At 65.2% G+C, this 17,767-nt stretch carries 23 protein-coding genes; 9 read left to right on the forward strand and 14 right to left on the reverse strand.

Annotated elements, in window-relative coordinates; genetic code table 11:
* The 3 genes from AC5JDC_RS14405 to AC5JDC_RS14415 all read right to left on the reverse strand — a co-directional run.
* On the reverse strand, positions 1–451 hold a 451-nt coding region (locus AC5JDC_RS14405), incomplete at its 3' end, for an endonuclease domain-containing protein (RefSeq protein ID WP_495842094.1).
* Between the two features lie 324 nt (positions 452–775).
* A complete protein-coding gene (locus tag AC5JDC_RS14410) occupies positions 776–1,261 on the reverse strand; it encodes a hypothetical protein (protein ID WP_495842096.1) in 486 nt (161 codons plus the stop codon).
* 65 nt (positions 1,262–1,326) lie between these two features.
* A complete protein-coding gene (locus AC5JDC_RS14415) occupies positions 1,327–2,109 on the reverse strand; it encodes an ABC transporter ATP-binding protein (protein ID WP_495842098.1) in 783 nt (260 codons plus the stop codon).
* 130 nt (positions 2,110–2,239) lie between these two features.
* Here AC5JDC_RS14415 and AC5JDC_RS14420 point away from each other — a divergent pair, with 130 nt between their 5' ends.
* Entirely contained in the window at positions 2,240–2,704 is a 465-nt protein-coding gene (locus AC5JDC_RS14420) for a cupin domain-containing protein (protein WP_495842100.1), read from the forward strand.
* On the opposite strand, the gene AC5JDC_RS14425 is transcribed toward AC5JDC_RS14420, so the two are convergent.
* Together AC5JDC_RS14425 and AC5JDC_RS14430 are read right to left on the reverse strand one after the other, a co-directional pair.
* Positions 2,652–2,798: a hypothetical protein gene (locus AC5JDC_RS14425; RefSeq protein WP_495842102.1), complete on the reverse strand. Its 147-nt coding sequence runs from the start codon at positions 2,796–2,798 to the stop codon at positions 2,652–2,654. The two genes, AC5JDC_RS14420 and AC5JDC_RS14425, sit on opposite strands and share 53 nt — an antisense overlap.
* Before the next feature lie 194 nt (positions 2,799–2,992).
* Entirely contained in the window at positions 2,993–3,229 is a 237-nt protein-coding gene (locus tag AC5JDC_RS14430) for an antitoxin MazE-like protein (protein ID WP_495842104.1), read from the reverse strand.
* A gap of 234 nt (positions 3,230–3,463) precedes the next feature.
* Here AC5JDC_RS14430 and AC5JDC_RS14435 point away from each other — a divergent pair, with 234 nt between their 5' ends.
* Positions 3,464–3,739: a hypothetical protein gene (locus AC5JDC_RS14435; protein WP_495842106.1), complete on the forward strand. Its 276-nt coding sequence runs from the start codon at positions 3,464–3,466 to the stop codon at positions 3,737–3,739.
* Positions 3,740–3,845: 106 nt separating this feature from the next.
* Here AC5JDC_RS14435 and AC5JDC_RS14440 read toward each other — a convergent pair whose 3' ends face one another.
* From AC5JDC_RS14440 to aptA, 4 genes are all read right to left on the reverse strand, one after another.
* On the reverse strand, positions 3,846–4,259 hold the full coding sequence (locus AC5JDC_RS14440; RefSeq protein ID WP_495842108.1) for an NUDIX hydrolase: 414 nt from the start codon (positions 4,257–4,259) through the stop codon (positions 3,846–3,848).
* Between the two features lie 16 nt (positions 4,260–4,275).
* On the reverse strand, positions 4,276–5,526 hold the full coding sequence (locus tag AC5JDC_RS14445) for a Zn-dependent hydrolase (RefSeq protein WP_495842110.1): 1,251 nt from the start codon (positions 5,524–5,526) through the stop codon (positions 4,276–4,278).
* Positions 5,527–5,779: 253 nt separating this feature from the next.
* On the reverse strand, positions 5,780–6,073 hold the full coding sequence (locus AC5JDC_RS14450; RefSeq protein ID WP_495842112.1) for a cupin domain-containing protein: 294 nt from the start codon (positions 6,071–6,073) through the stop codon (positions 5,780–5,782).
* Entirely contained in the window at positions 6,073–7,401 is a 1,329-nt protein-coding gene (aptA, locus tag AC5JDC_RS14455; protein ID WP_106770881.1) for an omega-aminotransferase AptA, read from the reverse strand. The genes AC5JDC_RS14450 and aptA overlap by 1 nt, the downstream gene beginning before the upstream one ends.
* A 239-nt stretch (positions 7,402–7,640) precedes the next feature.
* On the opposite strand from aptA, the gene AC5JDC_RS14460 reads away from it, so the two are divergent.
* Genes AC5JDC_RS14460 through AC5JDC_RS14470 form a run of 3 tightly spaced genes read left to right on the forward strand, consistent with a single transcriptional unit; the run spans position 7,641 to position 9,330 of the window.
* Positions 7,641–8,273 (forward strand): TetR family transcriptional regulator C-terminal domain-containing protein, encoded by a 633-nt coding sequence (locus AC5JDC_RS14460; protein ID WP_106770880.1) that lies wholly within the window; start codon positions 7,641–7,643, stop codon positions 8,271–8,273.
* A 38-nt stretch (positions 8,274–8,311) separates the two neighbouring features.
* Positions 8,312–8,956, forward strand: coding sequence for a sigma-70 family RNA polymerase sigma factor (locus AC5JDC_RS14465; RefSeq protein WP_495842116.1), 645 nt, complete (start codon positions 8,312–8,314; stop codon positions 8,954–8,956).
* The gene (locus AC5JDC_RS14470; RefSeq protein WP_495842118.1) at positions 8,953–9,330 is read left to right on the forward strand and encodes a VOC family protein; all 378 of its coding nucleotides are present in this window, start codon (positions 8,953–8,955) and stop codon (positions 9,328–9,330) included. The genes AC5JDC_RS14465 and AC5JDC_RS14470 overlap by 4 nt, the downstream gene beginning before the upstream one ends.
* Before the next feature lie 315 nt (positions 9,331–9,645).
* Here the strand turns inward: AC5JDC_RS14470 and AC5JDC_RS14475 are convergent, their stop codons facing one another.
* Genes AC5JDC_RS14475 through AC5JDC_RS14485 form a run of 3 tightly spaced genes read right to left on the reverse strand, consistent with a single transcriptional unit; the run spans position 9,646 to position 11,070 of the window.
* Positions 9,646–10,014, reverse strand: coding sequence for a DoxX family protein (locus tag AC5JDC_RS14475; protein WP_106770877.1), 369 nt, complete (start codon positions 10,012–10,014; stop codon positions 9,646–9,648).
* 58 nt (positions 10,015–10,072) lie between these two features.
* On the reverse strand, positions 10,073–10,534 hold the full coding sequence (locus AC5JDC_RS14480; RefSeq protein ID WP_106770876.1) for a carboxymuconolactone decarboxylase family protein: 462 nt from the start codon (positions 10,532–10,534) through the stop codon (positions 10,073–10,075).
* Between the two features lie 38 nt (positions 10,535–10,572).
* Positions 10,573–11,070 carry an RrF2 family transcriptional regulator gene (locus AC5JDC_RS14485; protein WP_495842173.1) on the reverse strand — a complete coding sequence of 166 codons (498 nt, stop codon included), beginning with the start codon at positions 11,068–11,070 and terminating at the stop codon, positions 10,573–10,575.
* Positions 11,071–11,276: 206 nt separating this feature from the next.
* On the opposite strand from AC5JDC_RS14485, the gene AC5JDC_RS14490 reads away from it, so the two are divergent.
* Together AC5JDC_RS14490 and AC5JDC_RS14495 are read left to right on the forward strand one after the other, a co-directional pair.
* On the forward strand, positions 11,277–12,263 hold the full coding sequence (locus AC5JDC_RS14490; RefSeq protein ID WP_495842121.1) for a TAXI family TRAP transporter solute-binding subunit: 987 nt from the start codon (positions 11,277–11,279) through the stop codon (positions 12,261–12,263).
* A 71-nt stretch (positions 12,264–12,334) separates the two neighbouring features.
* Positions 12,335–14,392: a TRAP transporter permease gene (locus AC5JDC_RS14495; RefSeq protein WP_495842123.1), complete on the forward strand. Its 2,058-nt coding sequence runs from the start codon at positions 12,335–12,337 to the stop codon at positions 14,390–14,392.
* 47 nt (positions 14,393–14,439) lie between these two features.
* On the opposite strand, the gene preA is transcribed toward AC5JDC_RS14495, so the two are convergent.
* Entirely contained in the window at positions 14,440–15,753 is a 1,314-nt protein-coding gene (gene preA / locus AC5JDC_RS14500; RefSeq protein WP_106770872.1) for an NAD-dependent dihydropyrimidine dehydrogenase subunit PreA, read from the reverse strand.
* 82 nt (positions 15,754–15,835) lie between these two features.
* Between preA and AC5JDC_RS14505 the strand changes: the two genes are divergently transcribed.
* Both AC5JDC_RS14505 and AC5JDC_RS14510 read left to right on the forward strand, forming a co-directional pair.
* Positions 15,836–16,066, forward strand: a complete 231-nt coding sequence (locus tag AC5JDC_RS14505; RefSeq protein ID WP_106770871.1) for a type II toxin-antitoxin system HicB family antitoxin — start codon at positions 15,836–15,838, stop codon at positions 16,064–16,066.
* Positions 16,067–16,069: 3 nt separating this feature from the next.
* Positions 16,070–16,306 (forward strand): type II toxin-antitoxin system HicA family toxin, encoded by a 237-nt coding sequence (locus AC5JDC_RS14510; RefSeq protein WP_495842126.1) that lies wholly within the window; start codon positions 16,070–16,072, stop codon positions 16,304–16,306.
* Here AC5JDC_RS14510 and AC5JDC_RS14515 read toward each other — a convergent pair.
* Complete coding sequence (locus AC5JDC_RS14515; protein WP_495842128.1) at positions 16,303–17,667, reverse strand: NAD(P)-dependent oxidoreductase; 1,365 nt, start codon at positions 17,665–17,667, stop codon at positions 16,303–16,305. The genes AC5JDC_RS14510 and AC5JDC_RS14515 overlap by 4 nt on opposite strands.
* Positions 17,668–17,767: the final 100 nt, after the last annotated feature.

Genomic DNA, 17,767 nt, shown 5'->3' on the forward strand with positions numbered 1-17,767 from the left:
ATTTCGATTCACCAACAACTTTCCCCGGACAGCCCTGCCCTTGTGGGGAGGGGTTAGGGGTGGGGGTACCTTCCTGATTTTCCATCAATCCCAAAGCATGCAGAATTTCGATGATGCAGCCTTCGAAGGAATCAGAAAGTTCGCCAGTGGTAAGGCGCAGCACCTTGTATCCTTGTGACGCAAGCCATTCGTCACGCCGCAGATCTCGTGACATCCGGTCGGGCAGAAAATGATGCTCGCCATCGACCTCGATGACCAATCTATGGTCATGGATCACGAAGTCGGCAACATACGGGCCTATGGGTGCCTGTCGTCGAACATGGATGCCGTACCACCAGCGAAATTCTCGCAACTCGGTCCAGAGTCTGCGCTCCCCGTCAGTCATCCCTCGCCGCAACTTGCGTGCGCGGGATATTGCCGCTGGCGGGATCGAGGTCGGCACGATCAGCATCCCTGCTCCTCAAGGACAACGCAAGATGGGAAAAGCATCCAAGGACGTCGCCTGGCAGCACCCCCACCCCTAGCCCCTCCCCACAAGGGGGAGGGGGACCGGACGGCACGTCCCCCAGGCGCCAATCGTCGCCGGTTTCGCTCGGCATAGCGGCCGGAAAGTCCCCCTCCCCCTTGTGGGGAAGGGCTAGGGGTGGGGGTACCTTGATTTGCCACTGCCTCGCCCACAAGAATGTCAATCCTCATAGCTGTGTCCCGCCCCTCCAGCCGTCGCGCATATGCGCCACCGTTTCCAGGCGCTCCGGGTCTCCCGGATGTCGAGCGGTCATGAGCGCCCCCTGTCGAGCCCCAACCGTTGCCGAAGGGTGCTGACTATATACTCGCCCTCGTCGGAGTCGGCGCCTTTGGCCATCTGGATTGTCTTTGCGCCATAGTCGAAGGCAACGGACGACGGATCGCCGTAACGGCTCCATTGCGATCCACCACCCTCTTTCCAGCGTAGCTTGGTGATGGATGCTGGATTGAACCTGCGGGTACGCGACCAGAAGAGCAGTCGGTAAGAATGGGTCAAACTGACACTAGTCACTCCGATCACTTCGACACCGCAAATCTGCCAGACAATGGTGCCGGCTGCCGCCGCCCAAGCCAAGGCCCATGCACATAACCAGAAACTCAGAAACCCTTGAGCGCCTCCCTGTGCAGCACCTGACCATAACTGGTCGAATGCCATTACCCCGCCGATCGTCCAGCCGCCCAACCACACCAGGAGAAATGCCAAGGCAAACAGGTTGCGACGCGGCGGCACGCGCATCACAGTCTCTCCGTTGACGTTCTCGGTTGCAATCCGCGAAACGCCCAGGATCCTCGAACCCCGAGTCAATCCTCATAGCTGTGCCCCGCCCTCAACCCTTCGCGCACGCGCGCCGCGATCTCAAGAAACTCAGGCGTCTCGCGGATGTCGAGCGGGCGCTCGCGCGGCAGCGTCGATTCGATCACGTCAGTTACGCGCCCGGGGCGCGGCGACATCACCACGATGCGGGTGGAGAGATAGACGGCTTCCGGAATGGAATGGGTGACGAAGCAGATGGTCTTGGTGGTGCGCGCCCACAGCTCGAGGAGTTGCTGGTTGAGATGATCGCGCACGATCTCGTCGAGCGCCCCGAACGGCTCGTCCATAAGCAGGAGGTCGGCGTCGAAGGCGAGCGCCCGGGCGATCGAGGCGCGCTGCTGCATGCCGCCGGAGAGCTGCCAGGGATATTTCTTCTCGAAGCCGGTGAGATTGACCATATCGAGGGTGCGGCGGACCCGCTCCCTGCGGTCGGCTTCTGCGAGCCCCATGACCTCCAGCGGCAGCGCCACGTTCTTCTCGATGGTGCGCCACGGAAACAGCGCCGCCGCCTGGAAGACGTAGCCGTAGGCCCGCGCCTCGCGCGCCTGCTCTGGCGTCATGCCGTTGACCAGGATGGAGCCGGCGGTCGGCTTCTCCAGGTCGGCGATGACGCGCAGGAAGGTCGTCTTGCCGCAGCCCGACGGTCCGATGAAGGAGACGAACTCGCCCTTGCCGATGGTGAGGTCGACGTTGGAGAGGGCGTTGACGGGTCCGTCATTGGTCTGGAAGGTAAGCGACAGGCCGCTTGCGGAAACCACGGGTGAGGTCATGCTGCTCATCTTGCTGGGCCGGCACGCGGCGGCTGGACGGAAACGGATCGCGCCACCGATTTGAACAACGGCGGCGGGCCGACTGCAAGCGGCGGACGCCGCGTCGCGACGAAAGGCTGGGGGAAAGCGAATGGATCAGTCACCGAAACCGACCTGCCGGCTGGTGCGGCCCGACAGCATCTATGACGGGAAGCAGGGTTTCAGCTATTTCGAGGGCATCGCCCGCGAGACCGTCGGCGCGCAGGGCATCTGCATGCACCTGCTCACCGTGCCGCCCGGCAAGCGCGCCAAGGCACATATGCACGAGAGCCACGAGACGGCGATCTACGTGCTCTCCGGCGAGGTCCACACCTGGTACGGGGACGCTCTGGAGCATGTGCAGGTCGCCCGCGCCGGCGATCTGTTCTACATCCCGGCCGGCGTGCCGCACCTGCCCGCCAATCTCTCCTCCGAGCCCGCCTCGGCGGTGATCGCCCGCACCGATCCGCACGAGCAGGAGAGCGTCGTGCTGCTGCCGCATCTGGATGCGCTGGTGCCGGCGCCTAATCCGGAGAGTAGCCTTGCTTCAGCGGATCAAGGTCCAGCATCATCATGAGAGCCAGGTCGATCCGACGCAGGGAGTCGCGATCCAGCTTGCCGATATGCTGATGTATCCTGTGCTCAGGTATTGCATAAAGCTTGTCGACCATGACCTTGGACGCTTGTTTCAGGCCATTTCGGCGCAACGTCGACGCGCAACAGCTTTGCGCCTTCGTCGAAGGTCGTCATAAGAGCGATGATGTAACTTTCCAGTCGCCCTTCCAGCCTGTCATTCTGCAGACAACGGCCGGTCTCGGTTTGCCATAGTCACCCGGAAGCGAAACGATGACGATGTCCCCGCGCTTCACCGGCCATTCTCTTCCATTTCTTCAATGAGCCGCATGGTTTCCCGGGCGGCTCCCTCCACCCAGAGGTTAACGTCGGCCCGTTCTTCGGAAGCGCGGATCAGGTCGCAATCCTTGAAAGCCTGTTCCCATACCTCGTCCGACCAGATATCAGGCACCCACACCTCGACAGGCCGATAGCCCTTGGCGATCAGCTCGGCACGTTCCTCATCCGTAAATTCGCGCGGTCGTCCCATGACGGCCTCCTGTCGTCGATAGCCGCAATATCGGCCTTTTCGCTCAGTCTTTCAACGCCACAGAGCGGCAGCGACGGCAGGCAGTGCGACCGCCGCGAAAACCATCGCCAGTGCGCCGCTCGCGACCGGGGACAAAACCGTCATCGACAGGACATCGAGCCGTCGCCTCAGCGTCACCACCCATTCATGGCGCCGCCATAGGGTCGCTTCCGCAACCCTTTTCCGGAGGCCGACATGGCGGACGAAACCAACACCCTCGTTCACGAACAAACCCCTTCCCCGGCCGCATCCGAGGAAATCGATGCGGCCGCCCGGCTGCAGATTGAGGCCGGCGAGGCGGTCGAACAAGCTGCAACCGACGTCGAGGAAGACGAAGCCGTTGCCGAGGCCGACGAGGAATCCGGCGACACCGAAAGCAAGGACGACGAGTCCGAAGACGACGATGATGATGATGACGACAAGGAAGAGGACGGCGGCGACAAGGACGAAGACGAGGGCAAGGACAAGTAACGCCCTCGGGCACGCTCTTACGCCTCTTATCTGTCGGATGCTCCGGCCCACGCCGCGCCAGGCTGAATCATCGTTGGAGGAAGCGCGGCGAAGGGCTTGAGCGGGTTCATCTTTCCTGCCGGAGGCTGCGGGCCAGCGGCAGCATGAAGTCGCGCGTCAGCGCCGCGAGTGGCAGGTCGGCCGGCGCGTGCGGATCCACCCAGGCGAGCTCCTCGATCTCGCCGGAAACGCCGACCGGCCGGTCGTGCCCGAAGGCGAACACATGCGCCTCGACGGTGCGGCCCGGCTGGTGGGCGGCGGGAGCCCGGAACACGCCGTGCTCCGAGACCTGCGAAAGGTCCGGCAGCGTCACGCCGATCTCCTCGACCAGCTCGCGCGCCAGCGCCTGCACGGGCGTCTCGCCGGGATCGATCTTGCCGCCCGGCTGCATGAACTCGACCGTGCCGCGCTTGCGCACGGTGAGCATCCGGCCTTCCGCGTCGAGCAGGACCGCCGCGGCGATGACGATGGGCTCCTCCATCAGCGGCGGACGGCGCTCAGGGGACGATCTCGGCAGTCTCGACGACCGCGTGGAACAGCACGTCGGCGCCAGCGGCGGCCCATTCCTTTGAGATGTCCTCGGCTTCGTTGTGGCTGAGCCCGTCGACGCAGGGGCAGAACACCATCGCCGTCGGGGCGACGCGGTTGATCCAGCAGGCGTCATGGCCGGCGCCCGAGACGATGTTGCGATGCGTGTAGCCGAGCCGCTCGGCGGCGTCGCGCACCGCCTTGACGCAGGTCTCGTCGAAGGTGACGGGGTCGAAATGGCCGACCTGCTCGATCTCGTATTTTATGTCGAGCGCCTCGCAGACCAGCTCGATGCCCTCGCGGATGCGCTGATCCATGGCATCCAGCACCTCCTTTTCGGGCGAGCGGATGTCGATGGTGAACACGGTGCGGCCGGCGATGATGTTGCGCGAGTTGGGGTAGACCTCCATGTGGCCGATCGCGCCGACGGCGTCGGGCTGGTAGTCCATCGCCACCTCGTGCACCATCTCGGTGATGCGCGCCATGCCGAGGCCGGCGTTGCGGCGCTTCGGCATCGGGGTGGAGCCGGTGTGGCTCTCCTTGCCGGTCAGCGTCACCTGCAGCCATTTCAGGCCCTGGCCGTGGGTGACCACGCCGATGTCGATGCCCTCGTCCTCAAGGATCGGCCCCTGCTCGATATGCAGCTCGAAGAAGGCCTTCATCCTGCGCTCGCCGACCGGCTCGTCGCCCTTCCAGCCGATGCGCTCCAGCTCGTCGCCGAAGCATTTGCCCTTGGCGTCCTTCCGGTCGTAGGCCCAGTCCTGCTCGTGCACGCCGGCGAACACGCCCGACGCAAGCATGGCGGGCGCGAAGCGGGTGCCCTCCTCGTTGGTCCAGTTGGTGACGACGATCGGATGCCTCGTCCTGATGCCGAGGTCGTCGAGGGAGCGGATCACCTCCAGCCCGCCGAGCACGCCGAGCACGCCGTCGAACTTTCCGCCGGTCGGCTGGGTGTCGAGATGGCTGCCGACGTAAACCGGCAGCGCGTCGGGATCGGTGCCCTCGCGGCGGGCGAACATGGTGCCCATCCGGTCCACCGCGACGTCCAGCCCGGCCGCCTCGCACCAGCGCTTGAACAGGTGCCGCCCCTCGCCGTCCTCGTCGGTGAGCGTCTGGCGGTTGTTGCCGCCGGCGACGCCGGGGCCGATCTTCGCCATCTCCATGAGCGAATCCCACAAACGGTCTGGATTGATTCGCAGATTTTCGCCGGGGGCTGCCATGGGTCAGGACCTTGTTGGGTGGGTGGGATGGCAGTTCGCAGAGGCGGGCGCTCCTTCGCACCCCCCTCTGTCCTGAGCTTGTCGAATGGGCCGGACATCTCCCCCGCAAGGGGGGAGATCAGCCGTCAGTTCCGATTTCGCCAATCGGCTAGGTCGCAGGATGGGCGCCGACAAGGCGGTCGTCCAATCGCCCCCCTTGAGGGGGAGATGTCCGTCAGGACAGAGGGGGGCAACGTAAGGTGCCAACACCGGCCTACTTCAACTCCACCTCGACGAACGCCATCGGCGTGTCGCCGCCGTTGATCACGTTGTGCTCGACGCCCTCGTCGCGGCGGTAGGCGACGCCGGCCTCGAAGTCGACGCGCCGGGTCCCGCCGCCGGGCTCCTCCAGAAGCATCGAGCACGGCGTGACCGTCGTGATGACATAGTCCATGCCGTGCCGGTGCCAGCCGGTTTCGGCGCCGGGCGCAAAATCCCAGCGCGTCACCTTCACGCGGTCGTCGTCGACCAGGACCGTCGGACGGGCGACCTCGCGCGCTATCATCATCAGTCGATCATCCTCAAAACTTCGCGGATGTGGTCGATCAGCTCGTTGATCTGGCCCTTGGTGATGATCAGCGGCGGCGACAGCGCGATGATGTCGCCGGTGGTGCGGATCAGCGCGCCGCGCTCATAGGCCTTGAGGAAGGCCGAGAAGGCACGCTTGGTCGGCTGGCCGGCGATGGGCGCGAGCTCGATCGCGCCGATCAGGCCGATGTTGCGGATGTCGATGACATGCGGCTCGCCCTTCAGCGAATGCAGCGCGTCCTCCCAGTAGGGCGCGAGCTCGGCGCCGCGCGTCAGCAGCCCCTCTTCCTTGTAGGTGTCGAGCGTGCCCAGCGCGGCGGCGCAGGCGATCGGGTTTCCCGAATAGGTGTAGCCGTGGAAGAACTCGATCAGATGCTCCGGCCCGGTCATGAAGGCGTCGTGGATCTGCTTGGTGGCGAACACCGCGCCCATCGGGATGACGCCGTTGGTGACGCCCTTGGCCGTGGTGATGATGTCGGGCTGCACGCCGAAATAATCGGCGGCGAACGGCGTGCCGAGGCGGCCGAAGCCGGTGATGACCTCGTCGAAGATCAGCAGGATGCCGTGCTTCGTGCAGATCTCGCGCAGCTTCTGCAGGTAGCCTTTCGGCGGGATCAGCACGCCGGTGGAGCCGGCGACCGGCTCGACGATGACGGCGGCGATGGTCGAGGCGTCGTGCAGGGCGACGATGCGCTCCAGCTCGTTGGCGAGCTCGGCGCCATGCTCCGGCTCGCCGCGCGTGAACGCGTTCTTCTCCGGCAGATGCGTGTGCGGCAGGTGGTCGACGCCGGTCAGCAGCGAGCCGAACATTTTTCGGTTGTTGACGATGCCGCCGACCGAGATGCCACCGAAATTGACGCCGTGGTAGCCGCGCTCGCGGCCGATGAGGCGGGTGCGTGCGCCATCGCCCTTCGCCCGGTGATAGGCGATCGCCATCTTCAGCGCCGTCTCGACCGATTCCGAGCCGGAATTGGTGTAGAAGACATGCTCCATGCCGGCCGGCGCGACGTCGACCAGCCGGTTGGAAAGCTCGAACACGGCGGGATGGCCCATCTGGAAGGCCGGCGCATAGTCGAGCTCGGCCGCCTGAGCCTGGATCGCCTCGGTGATCTTCGGCCGGCAATGGCCGGCGTTGACGCACCACAGGCCGGCCGTGCCGTCCAGCACCTTGCGGCCGTCGCTGGTGGTGTAGTGCATGTCCTTGGAGGCGACGAACATGCGCGGCGCCTGCTTGAACTGGCGGTTCGCCGTGAACGGCATCCAGAAGGCGCTGAGATCGTTCGGCGCGACTTTCAATCTGTTGGACATGACCAAGCCTTTCCCAGAAATTCCCCGTTGAGCTAACGGCCGACGCTTGGTCTATGCGGCGTTTGATGCTACGCAAATTTTGACCGATTGGACAAACGTTAGCACCGCCGGATCGGCGGTCAAGACAATAGTAGCGGAAATGCCGCGCAGAAATCGCGCTCCACAGCAGGTCGGCAAACTGGTCCAGAGAATTGGGCCAGGAAACCGTTTTCCTCAATCGGAATAAGGTGGGTCCCTGAATGGAAAGCGCAGCGCGCCGGCCCCGCACCCGCATCCAGCAGGAGAAGCGGGAGCTTATCCTGGAGGCGGCGCTGGAAGTGTTTTCCGTCAACGGCTTCCGCGGCTCGACGGTCGACCAGATCGCCGAGGCGGCGGGCATGTCCAAGCCGAACCTGCTCTATTATTTCCGCAGCAAGGAAGACATCCACGTCACGCTGATGCAGCGGCTGCTCGACACCTGGCTGGCGCCGCTGCGCGAGCTCGACGACGTCGGCGACCCGATGACGGAGCTGCGCAGCTATATCAGACGCAAGCTGGAGATGGCGCGCGATTTTCCGCGCGAGAGCCGGCTGTTCGCCAACGAGATTCTGCAGGGCGCACCGCGCGTCATGCCGATGCTGGAAGGCGAGTTGAAGGTGCTGGTGGACGAGAAGGTGGGGGTGATCAAGGGCTGGATGCGCGCCGGCAAGATCGCCCGCACCGATCCCTACCACTTGATCTTCTCGATCTGGGCGACAACCCAGCACTATGCCGATTTCGACGTGCAGGTGCGCGCTGTGCTCGGCCCCGACCGGGGCGCGGACGGCCGCTTCGAGGACGCCGCGCGGTTTCTGGAGCAGCTCTATCTGAACGGACTGAAGCCGGCTCGCTAGCGGCTTGACGGGCCTGCGTGCCGTCGCAAGGATGCCTAATGGCCGGCGAACTGAACGACGGGACTTTGATTGCACTGCGGCGCCTTGCGGCAAGGCATTCGCAGGCGGCCTGCGACGTAGACGATCTCGTTCAGGACGTGCTTCTCGCCGCGATCGGCAGCGGCCGCCGCTGCGCTGGTCCCGGCTTTCTCGCCTGGGCGCGGGGCGCGATCAGGAACCATGCCAAATTCGTCGCGCGCGGCGCGGCAAGGCGGCGGTTTCGCGAGCGTCTGTTCGCCGATGTCCATGCCGCCGCCGCAGTGCCGCTGCCACGTCTGCCCGAGGACGCGATCGAGGTCCTGCCGCCGGCCCAACGCGTTGTCGCCCGCCTCATCAACGCCGGCATGAACCGCCGTGAGATCGGCTTCCTGCTCGCACTGAGCGAGGTCGCGCTGCGCCAGAGGCTGACCGGGCTGCGCCGTTCGCTGCGGCTGCATGGAACCGCGCCGGATTATGAACGGCCGGAGCCATTTGAAGGGGACGGCCCCGCCCGGCGCGCCCTGAAGGCAGCCATTCCGGCTGTACCACCGCGCAGCTTCGCCATCCGCGACCCCGACGGCACGCCGATTTTCTTTTCTGTCCGGGCTCACATTTTGGCCGGCGGCGGCAACTCTATGCGTCAACACCATGGAGAGACCCAATGACCGTCAAGCTCAACGGCGTGACCATCATCTTCAACGTCACCGACCTCGACCGCACGGACAAATTCTACCGCACCCATCTCGGCCTCGATTTCGTCCGCTACGAGGAGGCCGGTTCCACGTTCCTGATGACCAAGATCGGTCCGGACATCGACGTGATGGCGTTTCGCGGCGACCCCAAGCCCGGCAATACGCCGAACGTCGTCTTCGGCCTGGCGGAAGGCGGCATAGACGGCTTCGTCGAACGCCTGGCGGCGGCCGGCGTCGAGATCGTGACACCGGTGTCGGAGGCGCCGGACGGCCTCTATGCGGACTTTCGCGATCCCGACGGCCACACGGTGTCGGTCTACCAGCCGGCGACGCTGCCGCGCAGCTAGGCGGCGGCTCCCGAGGACGCGGTGACCTGGCGGCCGGCCGGCTTGGTATCCTGGCAGGTGACCAAACTGGCCATCACCGGGGTCAGAATTTGATACCGGCGGGCATTGTCCTGACCGTCGGTGCCGCCCCTTGCTGTTCTGCCGGACATCTCTTCCGCCAGCGGGGAGAGATGCCCAAGTTTCACCGATTTCGCCAACCGCGAAGGCTGGCGATTGGCGAAAGCGTTGCGGGCAGCCGCTCTCTCCCCGCACGCGGCGAGATGTCCGGCAGGACAGTGAGGGGCAGTGCCGACGACGAGGAAATGACCTTTGATTTCATACCGCCGCGATCAGCAGCCCGCCGGCGAGCGCGACGTTACTGACCCAGCCGTTGATCTTGGCGGCCCGGTCCGGTCCCGCGACATCCCAGAAATTGTGGAACATCGGCGTGGCGGCGATCAGGAAGACGATCAGCGCCGCGGCGGCATAGGGCACCAGGATGCCGGCGGCGAACAGCACGCCGGCAACAATCTGCAGCACGATGCCGGCATAGAGCGCCGTGCCTGCCATCGGCACGCCGCGCGCCTCCATCAAACCGCCCACCAGCGACGCGTTCATGACGTTGCGGATACCGGCGAAGACGAAGGCGCCGCCGAGCAGGATGCGGCCGATGACCACCAACGCGGTCGTCATGTCGGATTCCATCGTCTCCTCCTTGGTATCGCGCGCGGCACGGTTGCGCAGCGCCGTTCTCGGCGCGATCTCACGCCGCCTGCGCCTGCCGGTCGATCGGGTGCTGCGACCGGAAGCCGACGGCGAGCCGATTCCAGCCGTTGATGGCGACAATCAGCATGGTCAGCTGCACGATCTCCTCGTCGGAAAAATGCTGCTTCAGCGGCTCGTAAAACGCGTCGTCGGCGCGGCTCTGCGGCAAAAGCGTCAGCGCTTCGGTCCATTCCAGCGCGGCCCGCTCGCGCTCGCTGTAGAGCGGGCTTTCGCGCCAGGCGCTGATCAGGTGCAGGCGCTGCTCGGTCTCGCCGTCCCTGCGCGCTTCCTTGACATGCATGTCGACGCAATAGGCGCAGCCATTGATCTGCGAGGCCCTGAGCTTCACCAGGTGCAGCAGCATGTGGTCGAAGCCGGACTCCTTCACCGCGGTCTCGAGCCCCACCATCGCCTTCATCAGCTCCGGCGCCTTGGCGTAATAGTTCATGCGCGTTTTCATGGCTTTTCCTTTCGTGGTCGGGACTCGGATGGAACTGTTCAGCGCGGCATGCGCTGGCTGCGTTCGAGGAAGGCGCAGCTGAACGCCACCGCCCTGGGGTCGGCGTCGGCCACGTACCCCTCGATCAGGTCGGACAATTTTGTTTCGGCGAGCACCGCCCGGTAGGCGCGCTCGGCCCGCAGCATGGCGGCATTGATGCCGCACGGCTTCTTGTAAGCCGCCGGCTCCAGCGCGCCCGGACCCTTCTGGCGAATCTCCAGGCAGCGGAAGGCCGGCTGCGGTCCCTCGATGGCGAGCACCACGTCGAGCAGGCTGATCTTTTCGACGCCGCGCGCCAGCCGGTAGCCGCCGGCCGGCCCCGGCACCGATTCCAGGATTTTTGCCGCGACGAGGTCCTTCAGGTGCTTCAGCAGATAGCTGCCGGAGACGCCGTGATATTCGGCGAGCGCCGAGCCCGGCAGGGTCGCCCCGTCCGGCAGGTCGGCCAGCACGATCGCCGAATGGATCGCCGCCTCCACACCTTCGCTTAGCTTCATCTCGCCCTCGTAATCATGGATAAACAATATCATGGATATATCATGTCCTCAATGGAAGGAGATAGTCTCCTGACACATCGTGACAGCCGCTTTCGCCAGCTCGAATCCATCCTTGCCGGCGGCTGTTCACCCGGCAGCCGAGGAGAGCGAGGTTGACATTCGGCTCACGGACTTCTCAATCTCCGGCACGAAACAGGAGAACGATGATGGCCTTTTCAATCACCCGACGCGCCTTCACGGCAGGTGCCGCCTTGCTCGCCGCCGGAGCCGGCGCGGGACGCGCCTTCGCCCAGCAGGCTTTCTTCCGGATCGGCACCGGCGGCACGTCCGGCACCTATTACCCGATCGGCGGACTGATCGCGAACGCCATCTCCGCAACCGGGCCGAACGGCGTGCAAGGTCTGGTCGCCACCGCCGTCTCGTCGAACGGCTCGGTGGCCAACATCAATGCCATCCAGAGCGGGGCGTCCGAATCCGGCTTTTCGCAGTCCGACGTCGCCTTCTGGGCGCATTCAGGCACCGGCCTCTACGAAGGCAAGGGCAAGGTCGAGGACCTGCGCCTGATCGCCACGCTCTATCCTGAAACCCTGCACGTGGTGGCGCGCGCCGACGCCGGCATCAAGTCGATCGCCGACCTGAAGGGAAAGCGCGTTTCGATCGACGAGCCCGGCTCGGGCACGATCGTAGACGCCCGCATCGTGCTCGGCGCCTTCGGCATCACCGAGAAGGATATCAGCCCCGAACATCTGAAGCCCGGCCCGTCCGGCGAGAAGATGCGCGACGGCGCGCTCGACGCCTTCTTCTTCGTCGGCGGGTTTCCAGCGGGCGCGATCACGGAACTGGCGGCCTCCACGCCGATCACCCTCATCCCGGTGGAGGGCCCGGAAGTCGATAAGCTGCTCGGCGAATATAAGTTCTTCTCTGCCAACACGGTGCCGGCCGAAACCTACAAGGGCGTCCCTGAAATCAAGACGCTGGCAGTCGCCGCGCAGTGGGTTACCAGCGCCAAGCAGCCGGACGACCTCGTCTACAACATCACAAAGTCGCTCTACAGCGAAGGCACCCGCAAGGCGCTCGACGCCGGCCACGCCAAGGGCAGGCAGATCACGCTGGAGAATGCCGTCACTGGCGCTGGCATTCCCTTCCATCCGGGAGCGGAAAAATTCTACAAGGAGGCGGGCGTCCAGAAGTAAGCTGATACGGTCCCGGGGCGGAAAGCCGGCTTTCCGCCCCGTTTGCATTGCGAGGCCAACGGCATGATCCGATGACGGAAAAGAACCAGGACGACGTTCACCTCGCACCAATGGAGCTCGACGAGCAGAAGGCGCGCGAGCTCGAGGAGAAATTCGATTCCGAGATCCGCTTCCGCCCTCTTTCGCGGACGGCGATGTGGATCGTCGGCGGGCTGCTGATCGTCCTGTCGATCTTCCACTATTACACCGCCGGCTTCGGCCTGCTGCCGGAAATGATCCACCGGGGCATTCACCTCTCGCTCGTGCTTGCCCTGGTCTTTCTCGTCTTTCCCGCCTGGAAAGCCGGCTACGACCAGCCGGCCGCGTCCACGCTGCTGCGGCCGCTCGGCATCCCGATCCTCGACTGGGCGCTTGCCATCCTCGCCGTCGTCGCGGTGGCGCATGTGCCGCTGATCCCGCTCGACGAACTCGCCTTCCGCGTCGGCAACCCGACCCGCACGGACGTGATCCTGGGCGGAGCACTCATCCTGCTTCTGCTGGAGGCGACCCGCCGCTCGGTCGGCTGGCCTCTGCCGATTATCGCCCTGATCTTCATGGGATACGCCCTGTTCGGTCCCTGGATGCCGAGCATCCTCGTCCACCCCGGCGCGACGGTCCCGCAGCTCGTCGATCATCTCTATCTGACCACGCAGGGCATCTACGGCATCGCGCTGGGCGTGGTTGCGACCTACGTCTTCCATTTCGTGCTGTTCGGCGTCTTTGCGACCCGCATCGGCCTCGGGCAGCTTTTCCTCGACTGCGCCGCCTTCGTCGCCGGACGCTTCGCCGGCGGTCCGGCGAAGGTGTCGATCTTCGGCTCGGCGCTGTTCGGCATGATTTCCGGCTCGTCGGTCGCCAACACCGTCACGGTCGGCTCGCTGACCATCCCGGCGATGATCCGCCTCGGCTATAAAAGGCCCTTCGCCGCCGCGGTCGAGGCGGCCTCCTCGACCGGCGGCCAGATCACGCCGCCGATCATGGGGGCGGCGGCCTTCCTGATGATCGAGTTCCTGGAACTGCCCTATACGACCATCATCCTGGCCGCGATCGTGCCGGCCTTCATGCACTTTTTCGGCGTGCTCATGCAGGTGCATTTCGAGGCCAAGCGCAACGGCCTGCGCGGGCTGCGTCCCGACGAGATGCCCGACATCGTCGACGCGCTGAAGCGCGACTGGCCGACGATCATCCCGCTGATCGTGCTGATCGGCGTGCTGCTTTCCGGCTATACGCCCTATCTCGCCGCCTTCTGGGGCATCACGCTGTGCGTGCTTGTCGGCCTGCTCAATCCGCGCCGGCGGCTCACCATCGTGGAGATTTTCGAGGGCCTGCGCGACGGCGCCAAATATGCGCTGGCCGTGGGTGCTGCCGCCGCCACCGTCGGCATCGTCGTCGGCGTGGTGACACTCACCGGCGTAGGCTTCAAGGTCTCCTTCATCGTGACCTCCACCGCCGCCCAGCTCGCCGGCGTGTTCGGGCCGCTGATGCCGTGGTTCGCCGCCAACACGCTGACGCTGCTCTTCACCCTGATCATGACAGGCGTCGTCTGCATCCTGATGGGCTGCGGCATCCCGACGACGGCCAACTACATCATCATGGTGACCATCGCCGCCCCGGCGCTCGGCCTGCTCGGCGTGGAGCCGATCGTCGCCCACTTCTTCGTGTTTTATTACGGCGTTCTGGCAGACATCACGCCGCCGGTTGCGCTCGCCGCCTATGCGGCGGCGGGCATGGCCGGGGCCGATCCCTTCAAGACCGGCAACACGGCGTTCCGGCTGGGCCTGGGCAAGGTGCTGGTGCCGTTCGTCTTCGTCTTCTCGCCGTCGCTGCTGCTGGTCACCAAGGATTTCACCTGGCCCGATTTCGCCCTCGCCTTCGCCGGCTGCACGATCGGCATCACCTGCCTGGGCGCGGCGCTGTCGCGTTTCATGCTGGTGCGGACGAGGGCCTGGGAAAATGCGCTGCTGCTGGTCGCCGCGCTGCTGCTGGTCGCGCCCGAGCTTTATTCGACCCTGCTCGGCCTGGTGCTCATCGTGCCGGTGCTGGTCCGGCAATGGACGGCGTGGCGGACGGAACGGCCAGTGCCGTCGTGACACGCTCGCCATCGGCGACGGGTTTCCGCCTGGAAGAGCGTTGATAGCTACTCCGCCGCCACCTTGGCCATCGGGTTGTTCGGGTGCGTGGTCCAGTTGGCGTAGACCGGCGAGACCGGTTTCTGCGTGCGCTTGTCGAGCGCGCCGGCCGCCAGCGGCTCCATGGTGATGCAGCCTTCCACCGGGCAGACGTTGACGCACAGATTGCAGCCGACGCACTCCTCCTCCATCACCTCGAAGTGCCGCACGCCGTCGACCATCGCGGTGATCGCCTGGTGCGAGGTGTCCTCGCAGGCGATGTGGCAGCGGCCGCATTTGATGCAGGCGTCCTGGTCGATATGCGCCTTGGCGACGTAGTTGAGGTTGAGATACTGCCAGTCGGTGACGTTGGGCGTGGCGCGGCCGACGATCGAATCGAGCGAGGCGTGGCCCTTCTCGTCCATCCACGCCTTCAGCCCCTCGATCATCTCCTGCACGATCTTGAAGCCGTAGGTCATCGCCGCCGTGCACACCTGCACGTTGCCGGCGCCGAGCGCCATGAACTCGGCGGCGTCGCGCCAGGTGGTGATGCCGCCGATGCCGGAAATCGGCAGGCCGCGCGTTTCCGCGTCGCGGGCGATCTCGGCCACCATGTTCATGGCGATCGGCTTCACCGCCGGGCCGCAATAGCCGCCGTGAGATCCTTTGCCGTCGATGGTCGGCTCCGGCGCGAAGCTGTCGAGGTCGACCGCGGTGATCGAGTTGATGGTGTTGATCAGGCTGACGGCGTCGGTGCCGCCGGCATGAGCGGCGCGCGCGGGCTTGCGGATGTCGGTGATGTTGGGCGTGAGTTTTGTGATCACCGGCATGCGGGTGTTCTGCTTGCACCAGCGCACCACCATCTCGATATATTCCGGCACCTGCCCGACCGCCGCCCCCATGCCGCGCTCGCTCATGCCGTGCGGGCAGCCGAAATTGAGCTCGATGCCGTCGGCGCCGGTGTCCTCGACCACCGGTAGGATCGCCTTCCAGGCCTCTTCCACGCACGGCACCATCAGCGAAACCACCAGCGCCCGGTCCGGCCAGTCGCGCTTGACCTGCTTGATCTCCTGAAGATTGAGCTGCAGGTCTCGGTCGGTGATGAGCTCGATGTTGTTGAGGCCGAGCAGCCGTCGGTCCGCCCCCCAGATCGCGCCGTAGCGCGGGCCGTTGACGTTGACCACCGGCGGCCCTTCCTCGCCGAGCGTCTTCCACACCACGCCGCCCCAGCCGGCCTTGAAGGCGCGGATGACATTGTAGGCCTTGTCGGTGGGCGGCGCCGAGGCCAGCCAGAACGGGTTTGGCGACTTGATGCCGACGAAATTGTTGCGGATGTCAGCCATGGGATATCCTCCGGAGTTGGAGATTTCCTGGTGAGAGAGTATCTTCGGTGAAGGAGAAACTGTCGCCGCGAGGTCGCGAAGAATGCCCACCGAGAGACGTTTCACAATCCATCTGCTGCCCGAGCCAGAGGGTGGCTTTACCGTCCGCGTCCCGGCGCTTCCCCCGGTCGTCACCTATGGGGAGACTTACGAGGAAGCTCTCGCCAATGCGCGGGAAGCGATCGAGGCCGTCCTCGACGTCTATCGGGAAGACGGGATCGAAATCCCCCCCGACATTGAGACACGCATCGACACACTTACGATTGCAGCCTGACAGGTGAACCCACGCCGGCTTCCGGTCGTAAGCGGCAAGGAGGTCGTCCGCGCATTGCGGAAGGCAGGCTTCGAACTGCGTCATGTTCGCGGCAGCCATCATATTCTGATCCACGCCGGCCCCCCGCGCAGAATGGTCTCCGTGCCGGTCCATGGCAGCCGGCATGTTCCCGTCGGCACGCTGTCAGACATTCTCGACGAAGCAGGTCTTTCCGCCGAAGCGTTCATTGCGCTGCTCTAGGCTTCCCGTGACATAAGCGCCCGATGCATGCTCTCCGCCGCGTCGCGCCCCGCGGCGACCGCCGCGACCGTCAGATCCTCGCGCGCGTCGACGACGCAGTCGCCGCCGGCCCAGACCTTCGGCAGCGAGGTGCGGCCTTCGGCATCGACCTTGATGCGGCCCTTCTCCAGCGCGATCGCCGGCGTCGATCCGTTCAGCGCCGTGGGCACGAAACTCTGGCCGATCGCCTTGAACACCTGGTCGGCGGCGAGCGTCAGCGTCTCGCCGGTGCCCGCAAGCCTGCCGTCCTGCATCGCCGTGTATTCCAGCTCGATGCCGGCGACCTTGCCGAACTGCACGACCACGCGCTTCGGCTGCAGCCAGTGGCGGATGGTGACGCCCTTGGCGGCGGCGAGTTCCTGCTCGAACTCGGAGGCGTTCATGTGCTCCTTGCCGCGGCGATAGCAGATTGTCACCTCCTCGGCGCCGAGCAGTTTCGACTGCACCGCGGCGTCGATCGCAGTCATGCCGCCGCCGATCACCACCACCCGGCGGCCGACCGGCAGTTCGGCCAGGTCGTCAGCCTGTCGAAGCACGGCGATGAAATCGACAGCGTTGTCGACGCCCGCGGCTTCCTCGCCTTCGGCGTTGAGCGCGTTCACGCCGGCCAACCCCATGCCGAGGAACACCGCGTCGTACATGGCGGCAAGGTCCGATAGATGCACGTCGCTGCCGAGCGCCCGGCCGTATTCGATGGCGATGCCGCCGATCGCCGTCACGTAGTCGACCTCGGCATGGGCGAAGTCGTCGGTGCTCTTATAGGCGGCGATGCCGTATTCATTGAGGCCGCCGGCCTTCGGCCGCGCCTCGAAGATCGTCACCTCGTGACCGTAGCGCGCCAGCCGGTGCGCGGCGGCGAGCCCCGCCGGCCCGGCGCCGACCACGGCGATCTTGCGGCCGGTCGGCTGGGCGCGCTGATAGAACTGCTTGCCCTGGCGCATCGCCGTATCGGTGGCGAAACGCTGCAGCCGGCCGATCTGCACCGGCTTGCCCTCGGCCGTCTCGCGCACGCAGGCTTCCTCGCACAGCGTCTCGGTCGGGCAGACGCGGGCGCACATGCCGCCCAGAATGTTCTGGTCGAAGATGGTCTTGGCCGAGCCGATCGGATTGCCGGTGGCGATCTGGCGGATGAACAGCGGGATGTCGATCGACGTCGGACAGGCGTTCATGCACGGCGCGTCGTAGCAGAAATAGCAGCGGTCGGCCTCGACCAGCGCCTCGTGATGGTCGAGCGGCGGGTGCAGGTCGGAGAAGTTCTCGGCGTACTGCGCAGGCGCCAGTCGCGCGCCGGCTATGCCCTCTTTGAATTGACCAGCGGCCATCCAACTTCCCCATTCTTGATCTTTTGAGGGAAGCTAGCACGTTTTGTTTTTTTATCAATCGGTCAAATTTTTCGAGACTGGGCTAAGTTGCGGAAATACT

The sequence above is a fragment of the Kumtagia sp. genome (genome assembly GCF_059502445.1).